Source organism: Aureimonas sp. SA4125, assembly GCF_019973775.1.
Taxonomy (GTDB): Bacteria; Pseudomonadota; Alphaproteobacteria; order Rhizobiales; family Rhizobiaceae; genus Plantimonas.
In genome coordinates this window covers 3422319-3448509 of record NZ_AP025032.1, presented here as the reverse complement: position 1 = coordinate 3448509, position 26191 = coordinate 3422319, and the positions used below count along the sequence as shown (strand labels likewise).

21 protein-coding genes and 1 other annotated feature are annotated in these 26191 nt (G+C 66.2%); of the genes, 7 read left to right on the top strand and 14 right to left on the bottom strand.

The genetic code is table 11. The features are described 5' to 3' along the window. Positions 1-3 precede the first annotated feature (3 nt). Positions 4-846 carry a sugar phosphate isomerase/epimerase family protein gene (locus tag Sa4125_RS16305; protein WP_223999528.1) on the top strand — a complete coding sequence of 281 codons (843 nt, stop codon included), beginning with the start codon at positions 4-6 and terminating at the stop codon, positions 844-846. Between the two features lie 272 nt (positions 847-1118). Here Sa4125_RS16305 and Sa4125_RS16300 read toward each other — a convergent pair whose 3' ends face one another. The 11 genes from Sa4125_RS16300 to Sa4125_RS16250 form a co-directional block, all read right to left on the bottom strand. Further along, positions 1119-1298, bottom strand: a complete 180-nt coding sequence (locus Sa4125_RS16300; protein ID WP_223999527.1) for a hypothetical protein — start codon at positions 1296-1298, stop codon at positions 1119-1121. A gap of 3 nt (positions 1299-1301) precedes the next feature. Then, positions 1302-2627: an amidase family protein gene (locus Sa4125_RS16295; protein WP_223999526.1), complete on the bottom strand. Its 1326-nt coding sequence runs from the start codon at positions 2625-2627 to the stop codon at positions 1302-1304. Next, positions 2617-4035, bottom strand: coding sequence for a TRAP transporter large permease subunit (locus tag Sa4125_RS16290; protein WP_223999525.1), 1419 nt, complete (start codon positions 4033-4035; stop codon positions 2617-2619). Before Sa4125_RS16290 ends, Sa4125_RS16295 begins: the two co-directional genes overlap by 11 nt. Then, a complete protein-coding gene (locus Sa4125_RS16285) occupies positions 4032-4616 on the bottom strand; it encodes a TRAP transporter small permease subunit (RefSeq protein WP_223999524.1) in 585 nt (194 codons plus the stop codon). Before Sa4125_RS16285 ends, Sa4125_RS16290 begins: the two co-directional genes overlap by 4 nt. Before the next feature lie 84 nt (positions 4617-4700). Continuing rightward, entirely contained in the window at positions 4701-5852 is a 1152-nt protein-coding gene (locus tag Sa4125_RS16280) for a TRAP transporter substrate-binding protein (RefSeq protein WP_224007865.1), read from the bottom strand. Between the two features lie 363 nt (positions 5853-6215). Then, positions 6216-6336 (bottom strand) — a sequence feature (AL1L pseudoknot). Positions 6337-6887: 551 nt separating this feature from the next. Next, a complete protein-coding gene (glp, locus tag Sa4125_RS16275) occupies positions 6888-8156 on the bottom strand; it encodes a gephyrin-like molybdotransferase Glp (RefSeq protein WP_223999523.1) in 1269 nt (422 codons plus the stop codon). Positions 8157-8227: 71 nt separating this feature from the next. Next, entirely contained in the window at positions 8228-10774 is a 2547-nt protein-coding gene (locus Sa4125_RS16270) for an arsenate reductase (azurin) large subunit (protein ID WP_223999521.1), read from the bottom strand. A gap of 12 nt (positions 10775-10786) precedes the next feature. Beyond that, positions 10787-11314: an arsenate reductase (azurin) small subunit gene (locus tag Sa4125_RS16265; protein WP_223999519.1), complete on the bottom strand. Its 528-nt coding sequence runs from the start codon at positions 11312-11314 to the stop codon at positions 10787-10789. 167 nt (positions 11315-11481) lie between these two features. Next, complete coding sequence (locus Sa4125_RS16260) at positions 11482-12792, bottom strand: sigma-54 dependent transcriptional regulator (protein WP_223999517.1); 1311 nt, start codon at positions 12790-12792, stop codon at positions 11482-11484. After that, a complete protein-coding gene (locus Sa4125_RS16255; RefSeq protein ID WP_223999515.1) occupies positions 12782-14236 on the bottom strand; it encodes a HAMP domain-containing sensor histidine kinase in 1455 nt (484 codons plus the stop codon). Before Sa4125_RS16255 ends, Sa4125_RS16260 begins: the two co-directional genes overlap by 11 nt. After that, positions 14233-15042: a PhnD/SsuA/transferrin family substrate-binding protein gene (locus tag Sa4125_RS16250; RefSeq protein ID WP_223999513.1), complete on the bottom strand. Its 810-nt coding sequence runs from the start codon at positions 15040-15042 to the stop codon at positions 14233-14235. Before Sa4125_RS16250 ends, Sa4125_RS16255 begins: the two co-directional genes overlap by 4 nt. A 687-nt stretch (positions 15043-15729) precedes the next feature. Here Sa4125_RS16250 and uxuA point away from each other — a divergent pair. Beyond that, entirely contained in the window at positions 15730-16926 is a 1197-nt protein-coding gene (gene uxuA / locus Sa4125_RS16245; protein ID WP_223999510.1) for a mannonate dehydratase, read from the top strand. A 104-nt stretch (positions 16927-17030) separates the two neighbouring features. Here the strand turns inward: uxuA and Sa4125_RS16240 are convergent, their stop codons facing one another. After that, positions 17031-18662 (bottom strand): NAD(P)/FAD-dependent oxidoreductase, encoded by a 1632-nt coding sequence (locus tag Sa4125_RS16240; RefSeq protein ID WP_223999508.1) that lies wholly within the window; start codon positions 18660-18662, stop codon positions 17031-17033. 248 nt (positions 18663-18910) lie between these two features. On the opposite strand from Sa4125_RS16240, the gene Sa4125_RS16235 reads away from it, so the two are divergent. Further along, positions 18911-19672 carry a class II aldolase/adducin family protein gene (locus tag Sa4125_RS16235; RefSeq protein WP_223999506.1) on the top strand — a complete coding sequence of 254 codons (762 nt, stop codon included), beginning with the start codon at positions 18911-18913 and terminating at the stop codon, positions 19670-19672. Between the two features lie 10 nt (positions 19673-19682). Then, the gene (locus tag Sa4125_RS16230; protein WP_223999505.1) at positions 19683-20816 is read left to right on the top strand and encodes an aromatic ring-hydroxylating dioxygenase subunit alpha; all 1134 of its coding nucleotides are present in this window, start codon (positions 19683-19685) and stop codon (positions 20814-20816) included. Positions 20817-21007: 191 nt separating this feature from the next. On the opposite strand, the gene Sa4125_RS16225 is transcribed toward Sa4125_RS16230, so the two are convergent. Then, positions 21008-21646: a cupin domain-containing protein gene (locus tag Sa4125_RS16225; protein WP_223999503.1), complete on the bottom strand. Its 639-nt coding sequence runs from the start codon at positions 21644-21646 to the stop codon at positions 21008-21010. A gap of 244 nt (positions 21647-21890) precedes the next feature. Here Sa4125_RS16225 and Sa4125_RS16220 point away from each other — a divergent pair, with 244 nt between their 5' ends. Further along, entirely contained in the window at positions 21891-22439 is a 549-nt protein-coding gene (locus tag Sa4125_RS16220) for a formaldehyde-activating enzyme (RefSeq protein WP_223999501.1), read from the top strand. A 243-nt stretch (positions 22440-22682) separates the two neighbouring features. On the opposite strand, the gene Sa4125_RS16215 is transcribed toward Sa4125_RS16220, so the two are convergent. Then, a complete protein-coding gene (locus Sa4125_RS16215) occupies positions 22683-23843 on the bottom strand; it encodes a fumarylacetoacetate hydrolase family protein (protein ID WP_223999499.1) in 1161 nt (386 codons plus the stop codon). Positions 23844-24116: 273 nt separating this feature from the next. On the opposite strand from Sa4125_RS16215, the gene Sa4125_RS16210 reads away from it, so the two are divergent. Both Sa4125_RS16210 and Sa4125_RS16205 read left to right on the top strand, forming a co-directional pair. Further along, complete coding sequence (locus Sa4125_RS16210) at positions 24117-24884, top strand: SDR family oxidoreductase (RefSeq protein WP_223999497.1); 768 nt, start codon at positions 24117-24119, stop codon at positions 24882-24884. A 10-nt stretch (positions 24885-24894) separates the two neighbouring features. Then, positions 24895-26133, top strand: a complete 1239-nt coding sequence (locus tag Sa4125_RS16205; protein ID WP_223999495.1) for a D-arabinono-1,4-lactone oxidase — start codon at positions 24895-24897, stop codon at positions 26131-26133. The last annotated feature ends 58 nt before the right edge of the window (positions 26134-26191 follow it).

Here is a 26191-nt window from a genome sequence, read left to right as displayed (position 1 = left end):
CCGATGCATCCCCTGTCGGTCTCCACCGCTCTCTTCGACGGATACGACATGGCGACGGCCATGGACGAGATCGCCCGCGCCGGCGCCCATGCCGTCGAACCCGCCTTCATCAAGGGCTATGTCGACTTCGACGAGAGCGACTTCGCGGTGGACAGTGCCCGAACGCTCCGCCGGATGATCGAGGCGAACGGGCTCCGGGCACAGGCGGTCTCGGCCCATATGGATCTGTCCGGTGCCGACGCGCGGGCGATGCTGAGGCGGCGGATCGCGTTCGCCGCCGAGATCGGCGCGCCCATCGTGATCAGCAATGCCGGACCGGCCAGTGGCCGTGCCGCGGTGCTCGACTGTCTCGAAGCCGTGCTTCCCGATTGCGAGGCCCTTGGCATCACGGTTGCGCTTGAAAATCCAGGTCACGGTGCGGGCGACCTCCTGCCCGGTCGCGCTGCCGGGTCCGCGCTCATCGCGCGGATCGGCTCGCCCTTCGTGCGGCTGAACTACGACATCGGCAATGTCGTCACCTACAGCGGCGAGGCCATTCGGCCCGAGGACGATCTTGCCGGCGACTCCGGCGCGATCGTGCACGTGCATGTGAAGGACATTGCCTCGTCCACAGAAGGCTGGCGCTTCACGTCGATCGGGGAGGGGGCCATCGACTATGCCGCGGTTTGGGAAGTTCTCCCGAAGGATTGCCCGGTCGGAATCGAGCTGCCTCTCCGCCTCGAACGGCCCGGGCGGTGCGACCCGGTCCGTCGGCGGGAGCCCCTGGATCTGCCGCAGTTGCGCCGGGCCCTGGCGTCCTCGCTCGCCTTCGTCGGCGAGTTGGAGGCTGGAGCGCACCCCGTTTGACCCGACGGGTGACACAGCTGGCATAGGCATCCGCCCATGAGCACGACTACGGTCTGGCAGAACGATGCCTGCGGCGGCGTTCTCTTTCCGCCGCGGCGCCCTCGAATGCAGCGTGGGGCTTGAGCGGTTTGACAGGGCTACGCGCAAAGCGATCGGCGCGCGGGATGCGGCGCAACTGCCGCGATGGCGACACACCGACCCTGTCGGTCGCCCGAATCAGCCCGCGTGGCAAGGTGACACAAACGATTGGCGGCAGGCCGCCCCTCGCCGTCCTATTTTCGCGGGTCGGCAGATTTCAGCTGGGGCCGAAGCAGGAACAGGTCGATGAAGGCGAGGAGCACCGTCGCTCCGATCACGAGGCCGAGATCGAGGCGTGGCACCCAGAGGAGCAGGATGCCAAGAAATCCGACCAGAGTGGCGAAGGCGAAAGCGGCGAGAATCTTGTCGAACATGCGTCATTCCTCCCTGTGTGGGTCGGCGAGTTGGCGCTCGAGCCAGTGCGCGTTGCGCAAAAGACGTGCGTCGTCGCCACGCCGGGTGACAAGTTGCAAGCCGATGGGATTGCCATGCCGGTCTTCGAAGGCAGGGAGCGTAATCGTCGGCAGTCCTAGCAGAGACCACAGGCTGTTGAAGCCGCGGGCCTCTGGCGTGTCGTCGACGGCGCCCGGCGCGGCTGGCGTGGCGACGGCGTCGCAGCGGGCGAAGAGGGCGTCGAGCCCGGCACCCAGGACCATCGGCCAGTCGAGCGCGGCGAGATAGTCGCGGGCGAGAATGAGTTCGCCCGTCGCGATGGTCGCGGTGAGTCCGTCCGAGAGGCCGCCACGGCGGGCATAGGGGAAAAGAGTTTTCGACAGCTCGGCGAGCCGGATCGTCTCGGTGATCGCCAGCGCCTCGGCGAACGGCGGCGGCAGGTCGGCGGGGAAACCGGCATCGCCGGCGAGCGCGGCAAATTCCTCGAAGGCGCCTTGCGTATCGGCGCTGGCCGCATCCCAGAAGGGCGTGCGCACCAGGGCAAAGATCGGCCGTGACGGCGGCGCGGATGTGGCCGTGGCGCGTAGCCGGGGCGGCGGTACAGGCGACCGCTCGGTGTCGTCATCGCCGTGGAGGGCGTCACCCAGCAGGGCCACATCGGCGACGCTGCGGGCGAAAAATGCAATGCCGGCGAGCGTGGGCGAGGGGGAGAAGCAGCCGCGCCGCGAGAAGCTGCCGCGGCTCGGGAGATAGCCGACCACACCGGCCTCGGCCGCAGCCCGGATGCTGACACCGGCCGTGTCGGCCTCGACCGCCAGCGGCACGAGGTCGGTCGCGACGGCGGCCGCGGCCGCGGAGAAATGGGACGAGCGGGCGTCGGCTCCAGCGGCCGGGCGCGTGGGTTCGCCGAGGGTGACGCCGAGTTCGGCCACGGCCGTCTTGCCAACGAGCACCGCGCCGGCCGCGCGCAGGCGCTCGGCGAGAAAGGCGTCGCGCTCGGGAACACGGCCGGCTTCCTGGGCCGTGCCGAGCCCGGTCGGAATGCCGCGCGTGTCGATCAGGTCGCCGATGGCGACGGGCAGGCCATGCAGCGGTCCGATCGCGCGGCCGGTGCCGCGGTAGCGATCCAGCGCCTCCGCCTGCCGCGTGACATAGGCCGCATCGAACCAGGCAAACCCCGCGGCGGCTTCGTGGCAAGCCGCGATGCGGCCGACCGCTCTTGCGGCCATGTCGGCGCTGCGCAACCCACCCGTGGCGATCCGCTCGCCGAGGAGTCCGGCCCCGAGACCGGCCAGTCTGTCAGTTGCCATAGAAGGCATTCGGCAGGAAGTAGACGATGGCCGGGAAGACGTAGACGATGGCCATGGCGATGAAGACCATTCCCAGGAACGGCATCACCCCCTTGAAGATCTGCGTCAGCTGCACCTCCGGCGGCGCGATTCCCTTCAGATAGTAGGCCGACATCGCCATGGGCGGCGTCAGGAAGGAGGTCTGCAGGTTCAGTGCCACCAGAATGCCGAAGAACAGCGGGTCGATGTCGAAGATGGCGAGCAGCGGCAGGAAGATGGGCACGAAGATGATGATGATCTCCGACCATTCGAGCGGCCATCCCAGAAGGAAGATGATCACCTGGGCGAGGATCAGGAACTGCAGCGGCGTCAGGTCGAGGCTCATGACGAATTCGCCGATCACCTGCTCGCCGCCGAGATAGGAAAACACGGAGGAGAAGGTATAGGAGCCGACGAACAGCCAGCACACCATCGCTGTGGTGCGCATCGTCAGATAGACGGATTCGCGCAGGCGCTGGAAGGTCAGGGCCCGGTAGGCGACGGCGAGGACCAATCCACCCAGCGCGCCGATCGCAGCCGCTTCCGTCGGGGTCGCCAGGCCGAACAGGATCGAGCCCAGCACCGACAGGATGAGGACGGCGAGCGGGAAGAAGGAGGTGGCGATCATGAAGAGCAGCCTGCCCATCGGCACGTCCGGCACCTCTTCCTGCGTCGGTCGCGGCGCGATCGAGGGCTGCAGGATCGAGCGACCGACGATGTAGACGAGATAGAGGCCGACGAGCAGGAAGCCGGGCAGGAGGGCGCCGGCATAGAGCCTGACGATCGAGACGCCGGAGGATGCGGCATAGACGATCAGCATGATCGACGGCGGGATGAGAATGCCGAGCGTGCCGCCGGCGCAGATGATGCCGGCCGCAAAGGAATTGTCGTAGCGCGCCTTGAGCATGGCCGGCAGGGCCAGCAGCCCCATCAGCGTCACCACCGCGCCGACAATGCCGGTGGCGGTGGCAAACAGCGCGCAGGTGATGAGGGCGGCGACGCCCATCGAGCCCGGCACGTTCTTGGACGCGATGTTCAGCGTCGTGAACAGCCGGTCGACGATGTTGGCGCGCTCGACGACATAGCCCATGAACAGGAACAGCGGCACCGCCGTCAGCACCTCGTTCGACATGACCGTGAAGGTCTGGTTGATGAACAGGTCGAAGATGCGGTTGTTGAAGAAGCCCTCGACGGACAGCGACAGCGTATCCCAGGTGCTGGCGGTCTCGTCCAGCCTGAACAGCGATCGCCACATCCGCCCGGCGTCGAAATAGGCGTAGTAGCCAAAGCCGATGCCCATCGCCATGAGCGTGAAGGCGATGGGAAAGCCGAGGAAGACGAGGAAGATGAAGAGGCCAAGCATCGTCAGCGCAAGTTGCGGGTCGGTCACGCTGCGGCTCCGGTCTCGGCCTTGTTGGCCTCTTGAATGAGCAGGTCCTCGGTCTCCTGCACGTCATCTTCCGGCCGCGGCCAGGCACCCGTCCTGATGCAGACAAGGCAGCGGCAGATCTCGGCGATGCCCTGGATGAACAACAGGATGCCGGCGGCCACGACGATCATCTTGAACTGGAAGATCGGGATGCCGGCGGGCGAGTTGATGCTGACCTCCTGGTAGGTCCACGACCGCGCCGCATATTTCCAGCCGGCGAATATCAGTGCGGTGACGCCCGGAAAGAAGAAGATGACGTAGAGGACGAGGTCCACCATCGCCTGCGTCTGCGGGCGCCAAAGCCGGTAGATGAAGTCGCCGCGCACATGTCCGCCGCGCGACAGCGTGTAGGCGCCCCCCATCATGAACAGGGTCCCGTACATGATGAAGGAGACGTCGAGTGCCCAGGGTGTCGGGCTGTTGAGGACGTATCGGACGAACACCTCGTAGGCGGTTCCGAAGGTCATCAGGATGATGAGCCAGGCGAAGGCCCTGCCGAACCAGGCGGAGAGCGAGTCGGCAAAATGGATGATGGCAAGCATTGCCGGCAAGGCTCCAGGACTATGGACATGGGGATCCCGGCGGCTTGCACCGCCGGGATCTGCACCAGGACGCGGATGCCGAAGTTACATCTTCAGCTTGCCTGGGAAGAAGTGTTCGTAGGCGAGCGCATAGTCCGGGGCGTTCAAAAGTTCGTAGTAGGTGACACGCTCGACCCAGCTCCGCTGGCTGTCCAGAACCTTCTTGATGAAGGGATCCTTCTCCAGCTCGACGATCATCGTGCTCCAGGCTTCGAGCTCGGCCGAAAGGATGTCCTGCGGCGTGCGGCGGATGTTGACGCCGTCCTCGTTCTGCAGCTTTTGCAGGTCGGCGGAGTACTGGTCGAGACCAAGCGCCGTGTTGACGGTCGACGCCGCCTCGACGGCGGTCTCGACGATGGCGCGCAGATCGGGCTCGAGATCCTCCAGGAAATCGCTGTTGAACAGGAACTCGAAGGCCTCGCTCGCCTGGTGGTAGGAGCCGAGATAATAGTTCTTGGCGACGTCCTGGGCGCCGAAACGGCGGTCGGACGACGGGTTGTTGAACTCGAAGGCGTCGATGACGCCGCGCTCCATCGCCGGGACGATTTCGCCGCCGGGAAGCTGGGCGACCGACATGCCCATCGACTGCATCAGGTCGGCGGCGAGGCCGACGGTGCGGTACTTCAGCCCCTTCATGTCGGCGACGGTCTTCACCTCGTTCTTGAACCAGCCGAGCGGCTGGGCAGGCATTGGAAAGCCGAGGAGTCCGACGACCTTGAGGCCCATCATGTCCTGCGTCAGCTCGCGATAGAGCTCGCGGCCGCCGCCCTGATAGAACCAGGAGAGCATGGTGGTCGGATTGCCGCCGAAGACAGGACCGGTGCCGAACAGCGAGGCCGCCTTGTTCTTGCCGTACCAGTAGGCCGAGACCGAATGCGCAGCGTCGAGCACGCCGTCATTGACCGCATCCATGACCTGGAAGGCGCCGACCACGGCGCCGGCCGGAAGAAGGTCCACTTTCAGGCGGCCGCCCGACATCTTCTCGACACGCTCGGTATACTGCCGCGCCATGTCCATCCAGACATCCGAGGCCGGCCAGGACGTCTGCATCTTCATGACCAGCGGCGCCTGCGCCAGCACGGCCGGCGCATAAAGAGCCGCCCCCGCGGTCGCCCCTCCCGCCAGGGCGGTGTTCTTCAGAAACGATCGACGCGAGAATCCCTTATCCGTCACGGCAGCTTCCTCCCCTATATCCATCCATTGATCGGTGGACTTGCCCAGATCATTCAGCATGTGGGCTGGATACGCAAGTGACATCAGTGCCAATGCGTGGCTCCGTGGAATATTGTACCGTATACGCGTTTTTTTGCATTGCTGCCCAAGTCAACAGCCACTGATCAAAGCGAACGACGGCTTCAGGAGGCGTTGCGACTCGCTGAATCAACGATGATATCGAAACATTGAAAGCATTGTTTTTTTGCATTGCAGTATAATCAATAATGCAACGCAGCAATCGCGTTGCAGCCGGTGGATGTCTTTGTAAAGACCAACGTCACGGCGTTCGCGGTCGGGCTTCCGCCCGGGATCGACTTGCCGAGCGGCATGCTCGTGATCGGTCGACGGGGCGATCGGCGCCCCTTCGCAGATCGGCTCGACCCGGTTGATCCTGCCAGGGTCGTCAAGGAAACTCTTCATGGTTTGAGCGGACGGTCGAGCTCCCCTTGCCCTGTCGGTGAATGCTCGCATTCGCCGAGAGGGGAGCCGCGCCGGGTTCGCCGGAGGCTTTCACTCCCGAGAGCATGGAGCCAAGACGATCAGGAAGACCAGGAAGTGCTCTCCCGAGGTCCGCGAACGCGCAGGGCGGGCCGTCCTTCAACGTCGGGCGAGCCCGCCCCGCGGGGGAGGATAATCGGCTCGATTGAGCCGAAGATCGGGTGCAATGCGGAGACACCGCGCGGCTGGGTCCGGCAGGCGGAGCGCGGTCGCGGGCTCCGAGCCGGGACGACGCGCGAAGAGCGCGATGTCCTCGGCCGGGAGGGGCTTTGGACCGTGTCCACGAGGATCCGTGCGCCCCGGTTGACGTGATTTTCGCCTGTGCATTCCTGTGGGCGACGGCCCGCCGGACGGCCGTCGCTTCGACCGTGGATACGACGATCTTCTTCCAAAGTGTGTTCGACGGGCCGATCGCCCGTTAAAGCGGGATGGCTTTTCTTCGAATCGCCGACCCGCTTTAGGTCCTTGTCCTCGCATGATCTTTTCCGAAAGCCGGAACCCACCTTCCGGGATCATACTCTAGCGAAACAGATCGAGATCGCCGATCGGCACGAAGCCGACGGCATCGCCCTGTCGTACCGTCTGCACATCCGCGGGGATCACGCAGAACCCGTCGGCCATCGAGAGCGGCAAAAGCCGTGCCGAGCCGCCGCGACCGAGCGTGTCGACGACCGGGCGATCCGGGGACGGGTTGCGGATGATCGACGCCGGGGCAAACTCCATGCGGCCCGGCGTGACGTCACGGTCGAAGCCGGCAACCGCTGATCGGATGCGCAGGCCGGTCGGACTCAGGCCCACGAGCCTTGAAACAAGCGGCTTGGCGACGACGAGGAAGCCGATCATGGCGGCGAGCGGGTTGCCCGGCAGGCCGAGGATCGCCGCTCGGCCCAACCGTCCGAAGGCGAGTGGCTTGCCGGGTTTCATGCCGATCCTCAGTGCGAGAAGCGAGCCTCCGGCGGCCTCCACCGAGGATCGGACAAGGTCCTCCTCGCCGACCGAGACCCCGCCCGATGTCACGACGAGGTCTGCCGAGCGCGCCGCTCGATCGATCGCGGCGACGATCGCGGCACCCTCGTCGGCGATGATTCCGCCATCGACGAGATCGACGGCGGGGTGGCGCAAAAGAGCGAGAAGCATGATCCTGTTGGAATCGTAGATCGCGCCCTCGCAAAGATCTTCCCCCGGCGCCCGCAGCTCGGTTCCCGTCGAGATCACGGCGATCCTCAGGCGCCGCCGGACGACGACGGACGAGAGCCCCGATGCCGCCAGAAGCGCCAGGTGGCGGGCATCGAGAAGCAGCCCTTCCGGAAGGATCGTCACCCCCGCGGCGACATCCTCGCCGGCGAGCCGGATATTGTCTCCGGCCCGGTAGGAGCGCCGCGGCACGACAAAGCCGTCGGCGACTTCCGCATGTTCCTGCATCACCACCGTGTCGCAGCCTGCGGGGAGGGCGGCGCCCGTGAAGATGCGGACGGCGTTCCCCGGCGCGACCTCGCTCTGCATCGGGCGACCGGCAGGCACGCGGCCGACCACCTTGAACCGGTCCGCCTGCTCGGCGGAGGGCCTGAGGGCCAGAGCATAGCCGTCCACGGCGGAATGATCGAAGGGCGGGAGGCTGCGCGGGGCGACGACTGCTTCTGCAAGGATCCGCCCCGCGGCCGCATCCAGCGTGACGACCTCCGTTCCCTGGATGGCTGCGAGGCCCTCGGTCACCAAGGCCGCGGCCGCGGCCGGGGTCAACAGGCCGCGAGCGGTGAAGCAATCACCGACCTGCCGCAGATCAGACATGTCCCCTGTATCCTCGTTCGATGCCGCGGAGATCGGCGCGGGCCGCTGAAACCGCCCGCGCCGGACGTTCGTCAGGCCCGGTACTCCTTCGATTTGAAGGTGAGATGGTTCACCGATGCCGGCTTGTCCGCCAGCTTGCGGATGTTTGCCCAGGTGTTCTTGTAGTTCGGGATGATCAGCTCGTTGACGCCGGCATTGACGACGTTGCCCTGCACGCCGCTCGGATAGCCGAACAGCATGAAAGTCTCGCCGGGACGTGCCGACGGAGTCGGATAGACCATCGCCTGGGTCGATCCGACATCGTTCCAAATCTCCACCAGATCCCCCTCGGCGACCGAGAGCTTCGCCATGTCGTCGGGATGCATGTCGATGAACGGGTAGGGCCAGCGATCCATGACCAACTCGTTCTCCTTGTCGAGATAGGCCGACTGCCAGACCAGATTGGCCCGGCCGTTGTTGATCAGGAAGGGGAAGCGCTCGCGCTGTGCTTCCTTGCCCTCGGCCTGAAGCCCGTTCCATTCGGCGACGAGGAACAGCGCGCGGCCGTCCTCCGTGCCGAACTTGCCGTCTTCGTAAAGCCGCTTGGTGCCGACGATCTTGCCGTCCTCGAAGCCTGTCGCCGGCTCCTGGAAGCCGTTGGTGCCCATGGCCCGCAGACGCTCGTAGGTGACGTGCTCGCCGCCGGAAGCGTTCTTGCGGTAGCCGTCCTCGAACACGTCTTCCTCGGTCTGCCAGTCGAAACCCTTGAACTTGTCGGCATAGGCCTCGTCGCCCATCTCGCGCAGCACCCGTTCCATGTTGTTGGCCAGCCGCGCGGCGATGATCGCATCGCCCATCGCCTGGCCCGGAGGGTCCATGTATCGTTCGGTGATGCGCATCCGGCGCTCGCCGTTCATCGAGGTCAGGTTGATCTCGCCGGCGGTGGCGGCAGGCAGGATGACGTGCGCGGCCTCGCCGATGCTGGTCGGGACGATGTCGACATCGACAACGAACAGCCCGCCATCATCGATGGCCGCGACGATGGCGTTCACCAGCGCCTCGCGGTCGCCGTAGGGGACTGAATTGATCGCGTCCTTCACCTTGTCGCTGCGCTCCTTGTAGGTGCGCTTGAACTGCATGGCGTTGAGCGTCGTCTTGTAGTTGTCGCAGCCCCAGATGTGGTGGACCGCGCCTTCGCCGTTGATCAGAAGCTGATCGACATAGGGCGCCGGACGGCCGATATGGCCGTCGCCGGGCCGGACATAGCCTTCCTGGTGGCCGCCGAGACGGACGACGCCGCCGCCGGGCCGACCGACATTCCCGGTCGCCAGCGCCAAGTTCACCAGCGCGCCGTTGGTGCGGTAGTTGTCATTGCCCCAGATCAGGCCCTTCTCGTAGGCGAACATCGTGCGCCGGCGCTTGCCGTCGCCCTTGGGCTGGGCGATCCACTCGGCCGCCTTGCGGATGTCCTCGATGGAGAGGCCGGTGATCTCCGCCGCCTTTTCCAGGCTGGTCCGGTTGGCCTCGACGGCGTCGGCGAAGGTCGTCAGCGGCGCCGGCTGGCCCTTGTTGGAAGGCTTTCGCGGCAGCATCTGGGACTGGTCGGCGCCCGAATGGGTGCCGGCCACGGCGGTGTGATTGTCGATGAAGTCCTGGTCGACCCAGCCTTGTTCGGCGATGTGGGTGAAGAGGGCGTTGAGGAGCACCATGTCGGTGCCCGCCTTGACCGGAAGGTGAAGGACGTTGTCCGGCCCCGCCTCGACTTCGCAGGCATTGACGCTGACCGTGCGCCGCGGGTCGACGAAGACGATGCGCGCTTGGGGGTGCTCTTCGCCGGGGGTCTCGCTGTCCTTGAGGCTGGCGGAGGTGCCGCGAAGATTCGGGATCCAGTGGTTCAGGAAGTAGTTGGTCTGCGCCTCCAGAGGATTGGCACCGACGACGAAGATGGTGTCGGCGAGCTCGGCGTCTTCGTAGCAATTGTTCAGTTCCCCGACGCCCATGTCGCGGGTGGCGTGAACCTCGGAATTGTAGGCGGGACGGTTGTGGATGCGGATGTTGCGCACCTTCATCGCCTCGAAATACAGCTTGCCCGTGCCCCAGGTGAATTCGTAGCCACCGCCGGCGCCGCCATGGTCGGCGGCCGAGACGACCAGCGCGTCCTCGCCGCGGTCCTTGACGATCCGCGCGGTGACGCGGGCGACGAGGTCGAGCGCGTCGTCCCAGCTCGTCGGCTGCAGCTGCCCATAGCGCCACACCAGCGGATCGGTGAGGCGCTGCATCTGCGTCTGGCGGGCGCGGCTGTAGCTCATCTCGGCGATGCGCGTGCCGCGCGGCGAGCCGAGGCCGGAGTTCACCACGCAGTCGTGATCGGGCTTGACGACCAGATGCACGTCGCGGCCGTCCTGCTTGACGATGTTGTACATCGAGGGCGAATACCAGGCGGCCGACTGCGGCGGCTGCTGCACCGAGAGGTCCTCGCCAAAAGCGTTGTCGGCGGCGGCGACGCCGCCCTGGCGGTTGATGTCCCAGCTATAGGCCTTGTAGCCGCAGCCGACGATGCAGTAGTGGCAGACCACGGTCTGCACCTTGGCGTCCGCGGGGATGATCGGCAGGCGATCGATCTGTCGTTTGTAAGCCATGAGACCCTCCCTCTAAAGAACGTTGGACAGACGACCGTAGAGCAGCTCATCGACGCCCTCGGCGTAGATGTCGCCCTTGTCGTCGACGCGCAGTACGTATTGCGGCAGGTTCTGCGTCGCCTGTCCCCAGACCTGCATGCCGCCCTGTTCGGGATCGAAGACCGAGTAGTGGCCGGGACAATTGAAGGTGCGGGCGTCGGCGCTGTAGGACAGGGGAAAGCCCTGGTGCGGGCAGCTCGTGGTGAAGCCGACGATATCCCCGTCCGGCCCCGCGCCGCCGGGGACCGCCTTGCCGAGCTTCAGCAGCACGCCCGGCGCATCGTCGTCGGGATAGGCGACATAGAGCGGATCGTTGGCCTGGAGATCGCTGATATTGCCGAGTCGGTTCGACGGATAGGACACCCGCGCGAGCTGGGCGGGTATCGCAGTCTGGGCCTGCGCCGGCATGGCAGCCGTCGCGGCTGCGCCTGCGGCAGCGACGGCGCTTCCGCGCAAGAACTGGCGGCGGCCGATATCGACCTTCTTGTCACATCTCTGCATGGAAATCCTCCCCTTGGTAGTGAGTGGCCCATGCACGCCGTGTGCCAGTTTAGAAAATCTCCAAAACCGGTAAGTCGTTGTACCCAAAAGCGCGTGGCGTCCGGAATGCCGAACATGCTGCGCCGCCGTCGGTTCGGAAATCCGAACGCGCGAAGCTTTGCCTGCCCCTAGGTCCCAAGGCCGAACCGGCGCATTTTCTCCCAGAGGGTGGTCCGCGAGACCAGAAGCAACTTTGCGGCGTCCCCGATCTGACCACGTGTGGCATCCAGCGCGCGCAGGATTTCGCGGCGTTCCGCGGCATCCCTTGCCGTTGCCAGCGAGGCGACGAAAGCAGGAGCCGCACCTGCCGCGACCTGATGCTCCGGGAACAGATCGACCGGGGCAATCCAGTGGCCATCGGCAAGCGCCACGGCCCGCTCCACCCGATTGCGCAGCTCCCGGACATTGCCCGGCCAAGGGTGAGAGATGGCGGCCTCCTCGGCAAGCGAGCTGATCCCCCGAAGGGAGGTCCCGTCTTGCGTCAGCGCGTCGAAGAAGCGGTGCATCAGCCAGGGAATATCCTCCGGCCGATCGCGCAGCGGCGGAACCTCGACCGACACGACATTGATGCGGTACAAAAGGTCCTCGCGGAACCGGCCTTCCGCGACGGCCTTTGGCAAGGCCTGATTGGTCGCCGTCACGACGCGGGCCCGGAACGGCACAGGCGCGACGCCCCCGACCCGGTCGATTTCCCGATTTTCCAGAAGGCGCAGCAGCTTGCCTTGCAGCTTCAGGGGCATCTCACCGATCTCGTCGAGGAAGAGCGTTCCGCCTTCGGCTCGCTCGGCATAGCCAAGGTGCCTGCCGACGGCGCCGGAAAAGGCGCCGCGCTCGTGACCGAAGATCTCGCTCTCGAGGAGGTCGTCGGGGATGGCCGCGCAATTCACCGCGACGAAAGGCTCTTGGGCATTGGCTGACTGGGCATGAAGGAAGCGGGCGCAGACCTCCTTGCCCACCCCCGTCTCACCCGTGAGCAGCACGGGGGCCGGACGGTCCGCCAGCCGCAGCAGCAAGGTCTCGATGCCCTGCATACCCTGTGAAAGACCGAGAACGCCGCCCGCCTTCTGCTGGGCCGGCCGCAGCAGACCGTCGAGGCGAGCGAGGAAGGTGTCCATCTGGAAAGGCTTGGTGAGATAGTCGCCCGCGCCCGCCCGCATCAGCCGGACCGCCTGGTCGACGTCGCCATGGCCGGTGATGAAGAGGAAGGGCGCCGCCGTCTTGTCCGTGGTGTCGCGGAAGACGTCCTCGCCGGAGCAATCGGGCAGGCGGATGTCGCAGACGACGATGTCGGGATCGAAACGGGCCACCTCGTCCGAGATGGAAGCGCCGTCTTTCCACCAACGTACCGTCCCGCCCTCGATGGAAAGACGCTGGAAGAGCGATTCGCCCATGATGGGATCGTCCTCGACGATGGCGATGCGACGGTGCTCAAGCGACATCGGCGAATGCCTCCTCGTGATTGAAGGGAAAGGTGACGACGATGCGGGTGCCGCCGAGGGCGCTTGGTTCGATCGCCGCGGCCGCGCCGAGTTCGATCAGCAGTCGCCGCACGAGCCAGAGCCCGAGGCCGGCGTTCGGTTCGTACAACGTCGTCAGCACGTCTCTCGACCGGAGATAGGCGGCCGCCTCCTCGGGCATGCCGGTCCCGCTATCGTCGATCGTCACGACAAAGGTCTCTCCCGATCGCCGCGCGGAAAAGGTGACGACCGATCCGGGCGGCGACGCCGCGCAGGCATTGAGGAGAAGATTCAACAGGATCTGGCGGGCCATGGTCGCATCGACCGGTATGTCGCCGCCGATGGCGCTCGTCCAGGCGATCGTCAGAGACCGCCGCTCGGCCTCGGGATGCAGGAGAAGCCTGAGGTCGGCAATGTCGGCCGGGTGGAGCGCGCGGGCTTCTCCGCCCGACCGGTAGCTGACGAGTGCCGTCTTGACGACGTCGCGGATGCCCGCCAGGCCTCGTTCCAGGAGGTCGATCGACGCCTTGCGGGCCAGCGGCTTGTCGCCGTGGCGCTTCAGGGTGTCGAGGCTGTTGAAGAGGCCGCCGAGCGGATTGTTGATCTCGTGCGCCATACCGGAGGCCAGACGCCCGAGGCTGGCGAGCCTCTCCTCTTCCGCCAGCCGGCGGGCGAGGTTCTCGCGGTCGCGCACGGCGTCGACCAGCCGCCCATAGGAGCGGAAGAGCCGCCCGGTTTCCCCGACGGCCGAACGAAACTCCGGCGATAGCGGCATGACCTCCGCCTTGGCGCTTTGCTGGAGATGATCGGTCAGGAGCCGGATGGGGCGAACCATGCGGCCGACGGCGAAATAGCCGAGGCCTGCCAGGACGATGGTGATCGCGATGTTGGTCGCGACGAGGGTCATCAGCACTTCCTGTCTCTCGGCCGCCAGATGCGTGGTGTCGAAGCTCGCATAGACCGATCCGAGCTTGCGATCCTCATAGACGAGATCGCGGCTGAGAAAGGCCAGCGTTCCGCCTTCCTCGGTCCGGAACCCTCCGCCCTTGGCAAATTTCGACGTCACGTCCGGCGGCAGGTTGCTCCCCGTCGGGAACATCCGGGGGTCGGATGCCGCGAGAACCCGGCCAGCAGGATCCAGAACGATGGTGCCCGCCGCCGCGAGGCCCCGGTACATCCCCTTGGCCCGATCGACGGTATCGAAGGTCTCCCAGACATCGCGCCTGAGAACGGCGGGGATCAGCGAGGAGGACAGGCCGTCGAGATAGGCATTGCCGAGTTCCTGGAGATGGCGTTCCTGCGTCGCCTGCAAACGCCCGAGGACCTGCTGCGAAACGGTGAGGCTCAGAGCCACCATGAGAATCACGACGAGGAGGGGGATCTGGACCGTCAGAGGCCAGGAAGCGACGGAGAGCGCGCGCCTCATGTCGATCGCCTGACGATGTCGATCTTGGCCGCGATCGTGTCGAAAAGCCCTTCATCCTCCACCGCAAAGCCGTCCAGACGAAGCATGGCGAGGACTTCGCGCCCGACTGGATCGGTGGACATCCCCAACAGGGCTTCCCGCAGCAGCGATGTCTCCGGGCTGTCCGCCGATCGGCGGGCGCAGGCGATCGGCGGAAAGCCCAGCCATTCCGATGCGCGAAGGATCCGCGTGCGGTCCGTCAAGGCCGGCTCGAGCTCGGCCATCACCTCCCAGACATAGCCGTCGACACTGCCGGACTGGGCAAGGCCGGAGGCGACCGCGCGCACCACATTGCGGTGGCCGTAGGTGTAGAAGCTGCTCTGGAAGAAGGAGGACGCGGACAGGCCTTCCGCCGCGAGCAGCGCGGTGGTCGCGAGATAGCCGGAGTTGGAATCGGGATCGGAGAAGGCGTGGATGTCCCCGCCCAGCCGGTGCCAGTCATCGCCCGGCCGATCGCGATCGACGATGATGTAGGCTTGGTATCTCGGGGTTCCCCGCCAGAGCGGGACCGCCACCAGTGCCAGTTCACGGCGGTACTGCACGAAGGGATAGCCGCAGATCCAGGCGGCGTCGACCTGCCCCGAGACGACGAGCGCCGAGATCTCCTGATAGGTGCGGCGCGTCACCAATTCGACCGGCCTGCCGGTCGAGGCCTCGAGATAGGCCTGAAGACGTTCGAGAAGGGCGAGGTCGGAGTTTCGGAAAACCGGGGTCAGGCCGAAAGCGAGGCTCGCCCGTGGAGCGGCGGAGACGATGGCCGGTGCCATCAGAGGCAAAACTGCGAGCCCGCCCAGAAGCGTCCGACGATCGATCCCAACGGATGCCGTAACCTGCGCCTTGCCAGGCCCTCTCGCTCCTGCCGACATTGCTCCGTCCCTCATTGGCTTTGCTGTCGCGTTTGCTCCGATAAAGTGGAGAGCGTTTCAGCCTATGCGATCAGTCTCTCGAACTGAAGCGGGCTGACGAGGCCGGATGGGCAGGCGTCGTTGCCGCCTGTCGTGGCGGCGACCCGCTTTGCATCCCCTTTTCGACCCTTGCGCGGTTTATCAGGTCCTCGGTTACGGCATGCCGGACCGCGGGCGCGAGTGGTGGTTGCCGGATAGGGCAGCCGGCGGGCATCGTGACGGGGGCGGCCATGCAGGACCGGCGGCGGGACCACAACGATCGAACGCCGATTTGCGTCAGAGCCGCCGCCGGACCCTTCGCTCTTTGGGGCGGAATGCCAAGCCGCATGCCATCGGCTGCGACGGCGGGCATCACGTGATCGTCACGGCAACCGTTCCTGGAGGGGCGCTGCGGGTGCAACCCGGCTGGTTACGGCTCGCCTCATGGAAGATGAAAGAAAGACACTGTTCACGGTCCACCAGGACTTCAACAGACGGATTTTTTTCGCCATCTTCGCCCTCACGCCGGGTCCGGTGCTCTTCCTTCCCACTCTTCTGATGTGAGGCGACGTGCAAGAAAGCTTTCGCTGGTTCGGTCCCGGTGACCTTGTCACGCTTCCCGATATCGTCCAGGCCGGTGCGACGGGCGTCGTCACGGCCCTTCATGACGTCGCCTATGGCGAGGTCTGGATGCCCGAGGCGATTGCCGAGCGCTGTCGCCTGATCGACGCGGGTTCGGCCGGCCTCCTCGCCTGGAATGTCGCCGAGAGCCTGCCCGTGCACGAGCGGATCAAGCTCGGCGACGGCGATCTCGAACCCCTGTTCGAGAACTACCGCATTTCCATGCGCAACCTCGCCGCCGCGGGCGTCACCACGATCTGCTACAACTTCATGCCGCTTCTCGACTGGATCCGCACCGATCTGGCGGTGGTCCTGCCGGGCGGCGGGCGCACCGTGCGTTTCGCCATCGAGAAACATGCCGCCTTCGACTGCTTCATGCTGCAGCGCCCCGGTGCGGAGGCCGACTACAGCGACGACGTCCTGACCCGGGCAAGGGCCTGGCACGACGCCTCGACGGAGGCCGACCGCGACCGTCTTCTCTCCAGCATCATGGCGGGGCTTCCCGGTGCCTACGAGCGCTATAGCGTCGAGCGACTGCGCCCGCTCATCGCCCGGTTCGGCGCGGTGGAGCCGGGACAGCTCCGCACCAATCTCGTCCGCTTTCTCGACGCCGTCTGCCCGACGGCCGAAGCGTGCGGCATATCCCTCGCCATCCATCCCGACGATCCGCCACGGCCCGTCTTCGGCCTGCCGCGCGTGGTGTCGACCGAGGCCGACTTCGCCGATATCTTCGAGCGCGTGCCTTCGCCGGCCAATGGCCTGACGCTCTGCTCGGGCTCGCTCGGTTCCAGTCCCGACAACGACGTCGTCGCCATCGCCCGGCGCTTTGCGGGCCGCATCCATTTCGCCCATCTGCGCAATGTCGCCAAGGAGCCGGACGGCAGTTTCCAGGAGGCGGCGCATCTTGGCGGCGACACCGACATGGTCGCCGTCACCGCCGCCCTTCTCGACGCCGAAGCGAAGCGCCTGGCGACCGGGGGCAGGGCGATCCCGATGCGCCCGGACCATGGCCACGAACTCCTCGGCGACATCGGCCGCCCCTTCCATCCGGGCTATTCGATGATCGGCCGGCTGAAGGGGCTTGCCGAACTGCGCGGCGTCGCCGCGGCGCTTTCCTGGCGCGACGGGCAGCACGGCCAAGGCTGACACAGTCGGGCAATGTCGCTCGCCCGCGCGACGTCGGCCACACGCGGCCGGCGCACTGCGCCGCGTGACGCCAAGACGTGCCGACGATCCCAGGCGAGGCGCCGTCAGGCCGGCTCCCGCTCCTTCTGCCGCTTCGGCTTGTGCTTCAAATCCCTGAGGATTTCGCGCGCGGCGTTGGCACCGGGAATGCCGGAGACGCCGCCGCCCGGATGCATGGACGAGCCGCAGATGTAGAGGCCCTTGATCGGCGTGCGGTAGTCGGCATAGCCGGAGACCGGCCGCTGGAAGAACAGCTGGTCGGCCGACAGTTCGCCGTGGAAGATATGGCCCTGCGGCATGTTCACGACGTTCTCGATATCCGGCGCGATGATGAGGTTCGCCTGGATGACGTCGGCGCTGAAGCCCGGCGCCCATTCCTCGATGGTGTCGAGGACGACCTTCTTGAAATTCTCCTTCTCGTCCGCCCAGTCCTTGCCCTTCAGCTCGTAGGGCGCATGGCCGCCGAAGAGGTTGACGACGTGCTTGCCGGGGGGCGCCAGCGTGTCGTCGACGATGGTCGGCACGACGGGCGTAATGAAGGGCCGGCGAGAATAGCCGCCATATTTCGCGTCGTCATAGGCCCGCTCGAGATAGTCGATATCCGGGGCGATGTGCATGTAGGTCGGATAGGGGAATTTCCCGAGCGAACCATCGCGCCTGACCTTGTCGAGGATCGTATATTGCGGCGGCCGCTCGCAGGCGATGTTCATCTTGAAGGCGGTCGAAAAAGTCCGGTAGTTGTCGATCTCGCGCTTCACGCCGCCGGGCACCAGAGCGGGATCCAGCATCTGCTGGTAGACCACTTTGGCATTGGCGTTCGAAGCGATGGTCTTCGCCGAATAGGTGTCGCCCTTGGCGGTGACGACCGACGTGACCTCGTTGCCGGAGACGCGGATCTCCCTGATGTCGGCCTCGAGCACGATCTCGACGCCGAGCGATTTGCCGGCCGAGGCCAGCGACTGGGTGATCATGCCCATGCCGCCCTTGATGAAGCCCCAGCCGCCGGCGCCTTCGTGCTCCCCCATCACATGGTGCATGATCACATAGGCCGAGCCCGGCGTCTTCGGCCCGGCGAAGGTGCCGATCGAGGCATAATAGGCGAGCACGGCCATGATGCGGTCGTCCTCGAACCATTCCTTCAGGAAATCGTAGGCGCTCATGGTCATCAGGTCGACGATGCGGTGCATCTTGTCGCCGACCTTGCGGTATTTCCAGAGCAGCTGCGCGCTGTCCCTGAACGATTTCCAGTCACCCTTCGACGGATCGACCGGCGTCTCCCACAGGAGCTTTCGCACAATGTCGGTCGATTCCATCAGATACCTGTCGAATTCGGGATAGGCGGCGGCATCCTTTTTCGAGAACTTGCCGAAGGAGGCTTGCGTCTTCTTCGTGTCGTCGGAGAAGAGAATGTAGTCGTCGCCGCCGACCGGCGAGATCATGTTGGAACAGGGCAGCACTTCCAGCCCGTGGCGCTTCAGGTCGAAGTCGCGGATGATGCGCGGGTGGAGGAGGCTCATCAGGTAGGAATAGGTCGAGGCCCTGAAGCCCGGGCAGATCTCCTCGGTCACCGCCGCCCCGCCGACGACCTTGCGCCGCTCCAGCACCAGCACCGACAGTCCGGCCTTGGCCAGATAGTTGGCGCAGACGAGGCCGTTGTGCCCGGCACCGATGACGATGGCGTCGTAGACTTTCGGCATCGGTCTTCTCCTCCGGCGCAGCGTGTATGATCGTCGCACTGATTTCATCAGCGTGAACAGTAAGCCACCGGCCGCGCGGCGACGCAAGATCGTCGGAGCCCTGCAGGCGACATCGGCCGCAGAACGCTCTCATGTTGGCACGGCGCTCATAGTCCGCAGCAAAGGAAGGGATTTCACGAAATCCGGCCCTTGCTGCGCTCCGCAGAACATGATGAACTAATTTCACGCTGATGAAGTGGAGGTGCCCCGTGACGTTGCAGGTCCCCCATGCGGACCAGTCCGCTGCAGAATGGCAGACGCGGGTGGAACTGGCCGCCTGCTATCGCCTCGCCGCGCATTTCAGGATGACCGACCTCATCTACACCCACATCACCGCCCGCGTGCCGGGTGCCGAGGGGCAGTTCCTGATCAATCCCTACGGTTTTCGCTGGGAGGAGATCACGGCGTCGTCGCTGGTGAAGATCGACGTCGACGGCAACAAGATCGACGGCTCGGCGGCGCGGGTGAACCCGGCCGGCTTTACCATCCACAGCGCGGTCCATGCCGCCCGCCACGATGCCGCCTGGGTGATGCACACCCATACCCGCGCCGGCGTCGCCGTCTCGGCGCTGGAGGAGGGCCTCCTGCCGCTGAACCAGATCGCGCTGCAGTTCTACGGCCGCGTCGGCTATCACGACTTCGAGGGCATCGCGCTCGATCCTTCAGAGCGGTCGCGCATCGTCGCCGATCTCGGCGATTTCCCGGCGCTCGTCCTGCGCAATCACGGACTGATCGGCGTCGGCCGGTCGGCGGCCGAGATGTTCAACACCATGTTCTATCTCAACGCCGCCTGCGAGATCCAGGTCGCGACCCTGTCGATGGGCCGGCCGCTCGTCGCCGTTCCCGACGCCATCGGCCGGCGGGTGACCGAGCAGTTCGACCAGATGGCCTTCGACGACGGCGACCTCCTGCTCGAATGGGCGGCGCATCTCAGACTGCTCGACCGCATCGATCCGTCCTACCAGCACTGAGGGCACCGCCATGACCGTCACCGCCGTCTCCGCCGCCCCTCCTTCGGCCCGGGATCCGGGGTGTGACGGGGGCGACGCGTCGGGTGGCGGACACGCCTGGACGCTGCCAGCCGAGTGGTATGCGAGCGAGGAGATCTTTCGCCGCGAGCGCGCGACCATTTTCACCCGGAACTGGATGCTGTTCTCCTGGTCGGCGAAGATCCCGAACCCCGGCGACTATGTTCGCGGGACGGTCGCCGGCTATTCCGTCTTCGCCATCCGCGGCGACGACGGAAAGGTGCGCGCCTTTCACAATGTCTGCCGGCACCGCGGCGCGGAAATGGTCGGCGAGGAGAGCGGCCATTGCGGCAAGCTCCTCGTCTGCCCCTATCACTCCTGGGGCTACGACCGCGCCGGCCTCCTGCAGCGCGCCCGCGATTTCGGCGGGTCGCAGACGTTCGATCCGGCCGGATGGGGCCTGCATCCGGTCGACGCCGAGGAATGGCGCGGATTCGTCTTCCTGAAGATCGAGCGCGGCGGCGAGACGCTGCGCGAGTGGCTCGGCGCCATCGACGCCATGGCCGCCGACTATCCGCTGGAGGACCAGCACTATTTCATGTCCAAGGACCGGGACGTCGCCGTCGACTGGAAGACCTATGGCGACAACTATCTGGAATGCTATCACTGCCAGACCATGCATCCCGGCCTGTGCGCCTCGATGGACATCGACCGGTACCGGGTCGACGTCCATGCCGAGGAGAAATTCTTCCACCTGCATGCGCCGGCGCGGGAAGGGGGCCTGACGCGCGGCCTTTACTTCTATCGCTTCCCCGTCCTGATGCTGAACCTTTACGACTGGGGCTCCTCGATCGCCACGGTCGAACCGATCGGGCCGGGCAAGATCCGCCACATCAACTGGTACTTCTTCACCGACGTCAGCCCGGAAAAGGCGGAGGCGAACCGGCAGTCGGCGGAATGGTCGGCGCAGATCGTCTCAGAGGACATCGACATCATCCTCGGCGTCCAGCGCAATCTCGAGGCCGGAATCTACACGCGCGGGCCGATCTCGCCGAAATACGAGCACGGGGTGCTGGCTTTTCAAACCATGGTGCGCGAGGCGCTGGCCGATCCGGCGCCGGAGACGCATAGGGTCGCGGCTGAGTAGTCTGCTTTCCAGAGGGCCTTGTTCAAAGGCCGGGGCAGCTCGCCCCCTCTGGGCTGCCGCCCATCTCCCCCTCAAGGGGGGAAGATCGATCCTCGCCGGCGTCGCAGCTGCCGATCTCCCCCCTTGAGGGGGAGATGCCCGGCAGGGCAGAGGGGGGTGAACAGCCGAACACCCTTCAATCAAAACAGGAATCAATAGCTCGGCGGCGTGATCGCCCAGACGAGTTTCAGCTCGGTGCTGCCGGGGTTGCGGTAGCGGTGCGGGCGGGTGCTGGCGAAGGCAAAACTGTCGCCGGTGCGCAGATGGTAGCGCTCGTCCTCGACCCAGAGCTCCATCTCGCCCGCGAGCACCAGGCCCGCTTCCTCACCGGCATGGGCATAGGGCTCGGGACCCGCCCCGGCACCCGGCTGCAGCGTGCAGAACAGGAGTTCCAGCGCGCCGTCGAGGCTCGGCACCAGCAGTTCGTCGACGATGCCGGCCTGCGACATCGCCATCTTGCGGCGCTGGCCGGCGCGCACGACGACGCGGTTCTCGTCGTCGGCGGCAGCCGGCGCATCGGCGCGAAAGAACCAGCCGATGGTGACGCCCATGGTCTCGGCGATCTGCTGCAGCTGCCGGATCGTCGGCGTCGACAGGCCGCGCTCGACCTGGGAGAGGTGGCCGACGGAGAGGCCGGTGCGCAGGGCGACCTCCGCGAGCGTCAGGCCCTGCTCCTTGCGCCGCTCGCGGATCAGCGGCCCGAGCGCGGCAACGGGATCTTCGCCGTCTTCGGGGCGCGAGATTGCGCTGGCCGACAAGAGGAGAGCGGTGTCATCGCCGCTTTCGCTCATGGGGCCGAAGCCTGTGCGCAGGGATCTCCGAGGAGGGCGGCGCAGCCTTTCTGAGGGGTGCATTTCATCGCCATGAAATACGCGGAGGCCGCCGGGCTGGCAAGCTGCGGCGCGGTCTTGCCGCGACGGGCGCCGGGTCTGCCGACGGCATGGAACGGCGATGCGCAGCGATAGGGCGCAATCAGGCTTGGCCCGGCGTTCCTGAGCGCGTAGCCATGAGCGTCATGTCTCGAAAGGAACATCCATGAGCGAGCGTATTGTCATGCGGACCGGCGAAGCCCTCGTCGCCGGCGGCCCTCCCGGCACGGCGGCCGAGCCCGAAATCGTCATCGGCGCGCTCGACGGCCCGGTCGGCATCGCGCTGGCGACGTTGACGGGCGACCAGGTCGCCGGCCACACCCGCGTCTTCGCGCTCCTCAACACCGACATCATGGTCCGCCCGGTGACGCTCTGCGTCTCGAAGGTCACCGTCACCAGCCTGCGCTACACGAACATCCTGATGGGCACGGTGCAGTTCGCCATCGCCAACGGCGTTCTCGACGCGGTGCGCGCGGGCTACATCCCGAAGGAGCAGGCGAACGAGCTCGGCATCATCTGCTCGGTCTGGCTCGCGCCCAGTGTCGTCGACGACGACGCGCTCGACCACAAGATCCTCTTCGACCTCCACCGCCGCGGCACCACCGAGGCGATCCGCAAGGCGATGATGAACGAGCCCTCGATCGACTGGCTTCTCGAGAACCAGGACAAGATCATGCACCGCTACCACCAGATGGGTCTCGACGGGAAGATCTGAGGCGGGAAGGCCGGCTTCTTCTCCCCGCCGGGGAGAGGAAGCCGTTGTCGCAGAGCGTCAGCCTCAGCCCGGGACGCGCGGCAGTACCTCCGCCCTGCAGACCAACCCAGCCGATGAGGACGACGCCGTCCTCGATCACGCCGAAGCCGCCGCCCTCCAAGGTGCCGGCTACGTGCGCCGGGGGGCGTGGGGTGCGCGTTTGGCCGGCCCTTCCTTCGCCTGAGACAGGGATGGCGTCCCGTCCTACCGGCTCAGGAGACCGCGGCCCGCAAGATTGCGCATGAGGTCGCGGATGCCGAAACGCCATTCCGGAGCCTTGTCGCTGTGCGTCACCGTGTTGACGAGGCGGCCGAGCTTGGGGCTGGCGATTTCGACGACGTCGCCGATCCGGTGGGTGAAACCCTGGCCCTTGACGTCGCGGTCCTCGGTCGGGGCAAACAGCGTGCCGAGGAAGAGCAAGAATCCGTCGGGATACTGATGGTGACGGCTCAGCGTCTGGCCGACGAGATCGAGCGGATCGCGGCTGATTTCCTTCATCGAGCTGCGGCCCTCCAGCACATACCCTTCGGGACCGGTCACCGTCAGCGTCAATTCGGCGGTGCGCACGTCATCGATGGTAAAGGTCTCGTCGAAGAGGCGGATGAACGGCCCGATCGAGGAGGACGCGTTGTTGTCCTTGGCCTTGCCGAGGAGGAGGGCGCTGCGACCCTCGACATCGCGCAGGTTCACGTCGTTGCCGAGCGTCGCGCCGCGGACGCGGCCCGTGGAATCCACCGCCAGCACGACCTCCGGCTCCGGATTGTTCCAGGCCGAGGAGGGCAGGATGCCGATTTCGGCGCCATGACCGACGGAGGCGAGAACCGGCGCCTTGGTGAAGACCTCAGCATCCGGCCCGATGCCGACCTCCAGGTATTGCGACCAGTAGCCGCCCTTGATCAGCACTTCCTTGGCCTTGGCCGCCTCGGGCGAGCCGGCCTTGATGTCGGACAGCGCGCCGCCGATGATCCGGCCGATCTCCTCGCGGATTTCATTGGCCCTGGCCGAGTCGCCCTTGGCGCGCTCTTCGATGACGCGCTCGATCATGGAGCGGGCAAAGGTGACGCCGCAGGCCTTCACCGCCTGCAGGTCGCAAGGGGCCAGCAGATGCGGGGCCGACAGGTCCGATGGCGTCGCTGCAAGAACGGTGGCGAGATCCCAGCTCTTGCCGCCCGTCGCATCCCTCAGAAGCGCGACGGGATCGCCCGCCTCCAGGAGGTCGGCCATCGTGGCCGCGAGCGCGGACATGTCGACGAGCCGGTCGCCCTTGAGAACGACGACGCTCGGGCCCTGCACTTCCGGGTCGTAGAGGCGGCCGACGAGAACGGCCTGGCTGGCGTCGTGGGGAAGAATGTCATTTGGGGTCAATGTGAATCTGCCTGTGCTGGTGTGCCACGGGTCGGCGCCCATGGCGCCGGTCTGGGGAGGGCGACTATTCCCTGCAGCAGGCCTGGCGTCCAGAGGCCGACGTCGCTCTCGGTCCTCGTCTTCGGTCGAAGCGCATAGCTTGCCGCGCATTGGGCGGCAGATCGCGATCACGCAAACGCTGCACGTCCCGATGCCGCAGACCCGTGACCTCGGTTGAAGTCCGGTCACAATCCCGTCAGAGTAGCGCTTCGTCATCTTGCGAGGGAAGCTCTGATGCCCGGACGACTGGACGGGCGCAGCGCCCTGATTTCCGGCGGCGCGACCGGCTGCGGCGGCGCAGCGGCCCGGCTGTTCGCCGCCGAGGGCGCGCGCGTGACCATCGTCGACCGGCAGGATGAGGCGGGTGCGGCACTGGCCGACGCGATCGTCGCCGCGGGAGGTCAGGCGCGGTTTGCGCGCGCCGACGTCTCGCAGCGGGCGGAGGTCGAGGCGGCCGTGGCGCAGGCGAGCGAAGCCTTTGGGCCGCCGACGCTCCTCTTCAACCACGCCGGCACGATCGTCGTGAAACCCTTTCTCGAGACCACCGATGAGGACTATGACGGGCTGATGGACGTGAACGTCCGGTCGATGTTCCTGATGACGCGCGCGGTGCTGCCGGGCATGCTGGCGCAGGGCGGCGGGCGCATCGTCTGCACCTCCTCGATCTCGGCCGTCGCGGCAACACCCATGGAAGTCCTCTACGCCACGACGAAAGGCGCGGTGCACATGTTCGCGCGCGCCATCGCCGTCGAGTTCCGCGACCGCAACATCCGCTGCAATGCGGTGTGCCCCGGCTTTATCCAGACCGCGCACGGCAATCGCGAGGTCGAGGCGCTTTCGCGCCTGGGCGTCGACGTCTCCGACGCCGCCATCGCGGCAGCCCAGGGGCGCATGTGCCGACCCGAGGAAGTCGCCGAGGCCGCGCTCTTCCTGCTCAGCGATGCCGCAAGCTTCATCAACGGCACGCATCTTTTCGTCGACAATGGCTTCACGGCAGTTTGAGGGGACAAGCATGGAGTTCGAAAAGGGCGGCCACTGGCGCAACTGGGTCGGCAACCAGTCCTGCATCTCGCGCTACAAGGCGGCGCCCACGAGCGAGGAACAGCTCGTCGCGATGGTGCGCGAGGCCGATGCGCTGGATCTGCCGATCCGCGTCGCCGGCTCCGGCCACTCGTTCACCCCCGTCGTCGGCACCGGCGGACTGCGCCTGTCGCTCGCCGGCATGAGCGGCATCCTCGGCCGCGAGGGCAACCGCGTCACGGTCGCCGCGGGGACCCGGATCGGCGACATCGGCAGGGCGCTGAAGGGGATGGGCCTGTCGCTCGCCAACCAGGGCGACATCGACACGCAGGCCGTCGCCGGCGCCTTCTCCACCGGCACGCACGGCACCGGCGCGACACTCGGTTGCCTCGCCTCGCAGGTTTCAGGCATGCGGTTGGTCCAGGCGGATGGCAGCATCCTCGTCGTCGACGGCTCGGACCCGGAACTGCTCGCCGCCGCCCAGGTCTCGCTCGGCACGCTCGGGGTCATCTCCGAGATGACGCTGGAGACGATGCCGGCCTACAACCTGCACGAAAAGCTGTGGCGCGACGATTTCGAGACCTGCATGGAGCGGCACGACGAACTCGCCGCGACCCACCGGCATTTCGGCTTCTTCTGGTGCCCCATGCCGGAAAGCCGGTATCTCTACTGCCTCGGCGATACCGCGGACGCGCCGCTGACGACGACGACGAACACGGCCGACGTCTGCGAGATGAAGGTGATGGACATCACCGAGCAGCCGGAAATGCAGTCGCCCTTCGAGAAGATCGCCTACTCCTCCGACATCTATCCCATCGAATACGTGCCGAACTTCCACGAGCTCGAATACGCAGTGCCGGTCGAGCACGGCAAGGCGGCGGTGCGGGCCGTGCGCGAGCTGATGCTGACCAAGCACACCAAGTGCATCTTCCCGATCGAATACCGCTTCACCGCGGGCGACGCCGCCTGGCTCAGCCCCTTCTACCGGCAGGATTCAGTCACGGTCTCGGTCTCCGGCCATCCCGGCTTCGACTACTGGGACTTTCTGCGCGACGTCGATGCGATCCTGCGCCAGTTCCACTCCCGCCCGCATTGGGGCAAGCTGCACTTTCTCGACACCGAGGACGTGACGACGCTCTACCCCCGCGCCGATGATTTTCGCGCGCTGCGCCGAAAGCTCGATCCGAAAGGGCGGTTTCTCAACGAGCATGTGCGTATGCTGCTGGGGTGAAAAGCAGATTGGTGGTTGAGGCTCGCAGCCCGCAGCCGCGCGGTAACTGCCCATGCGG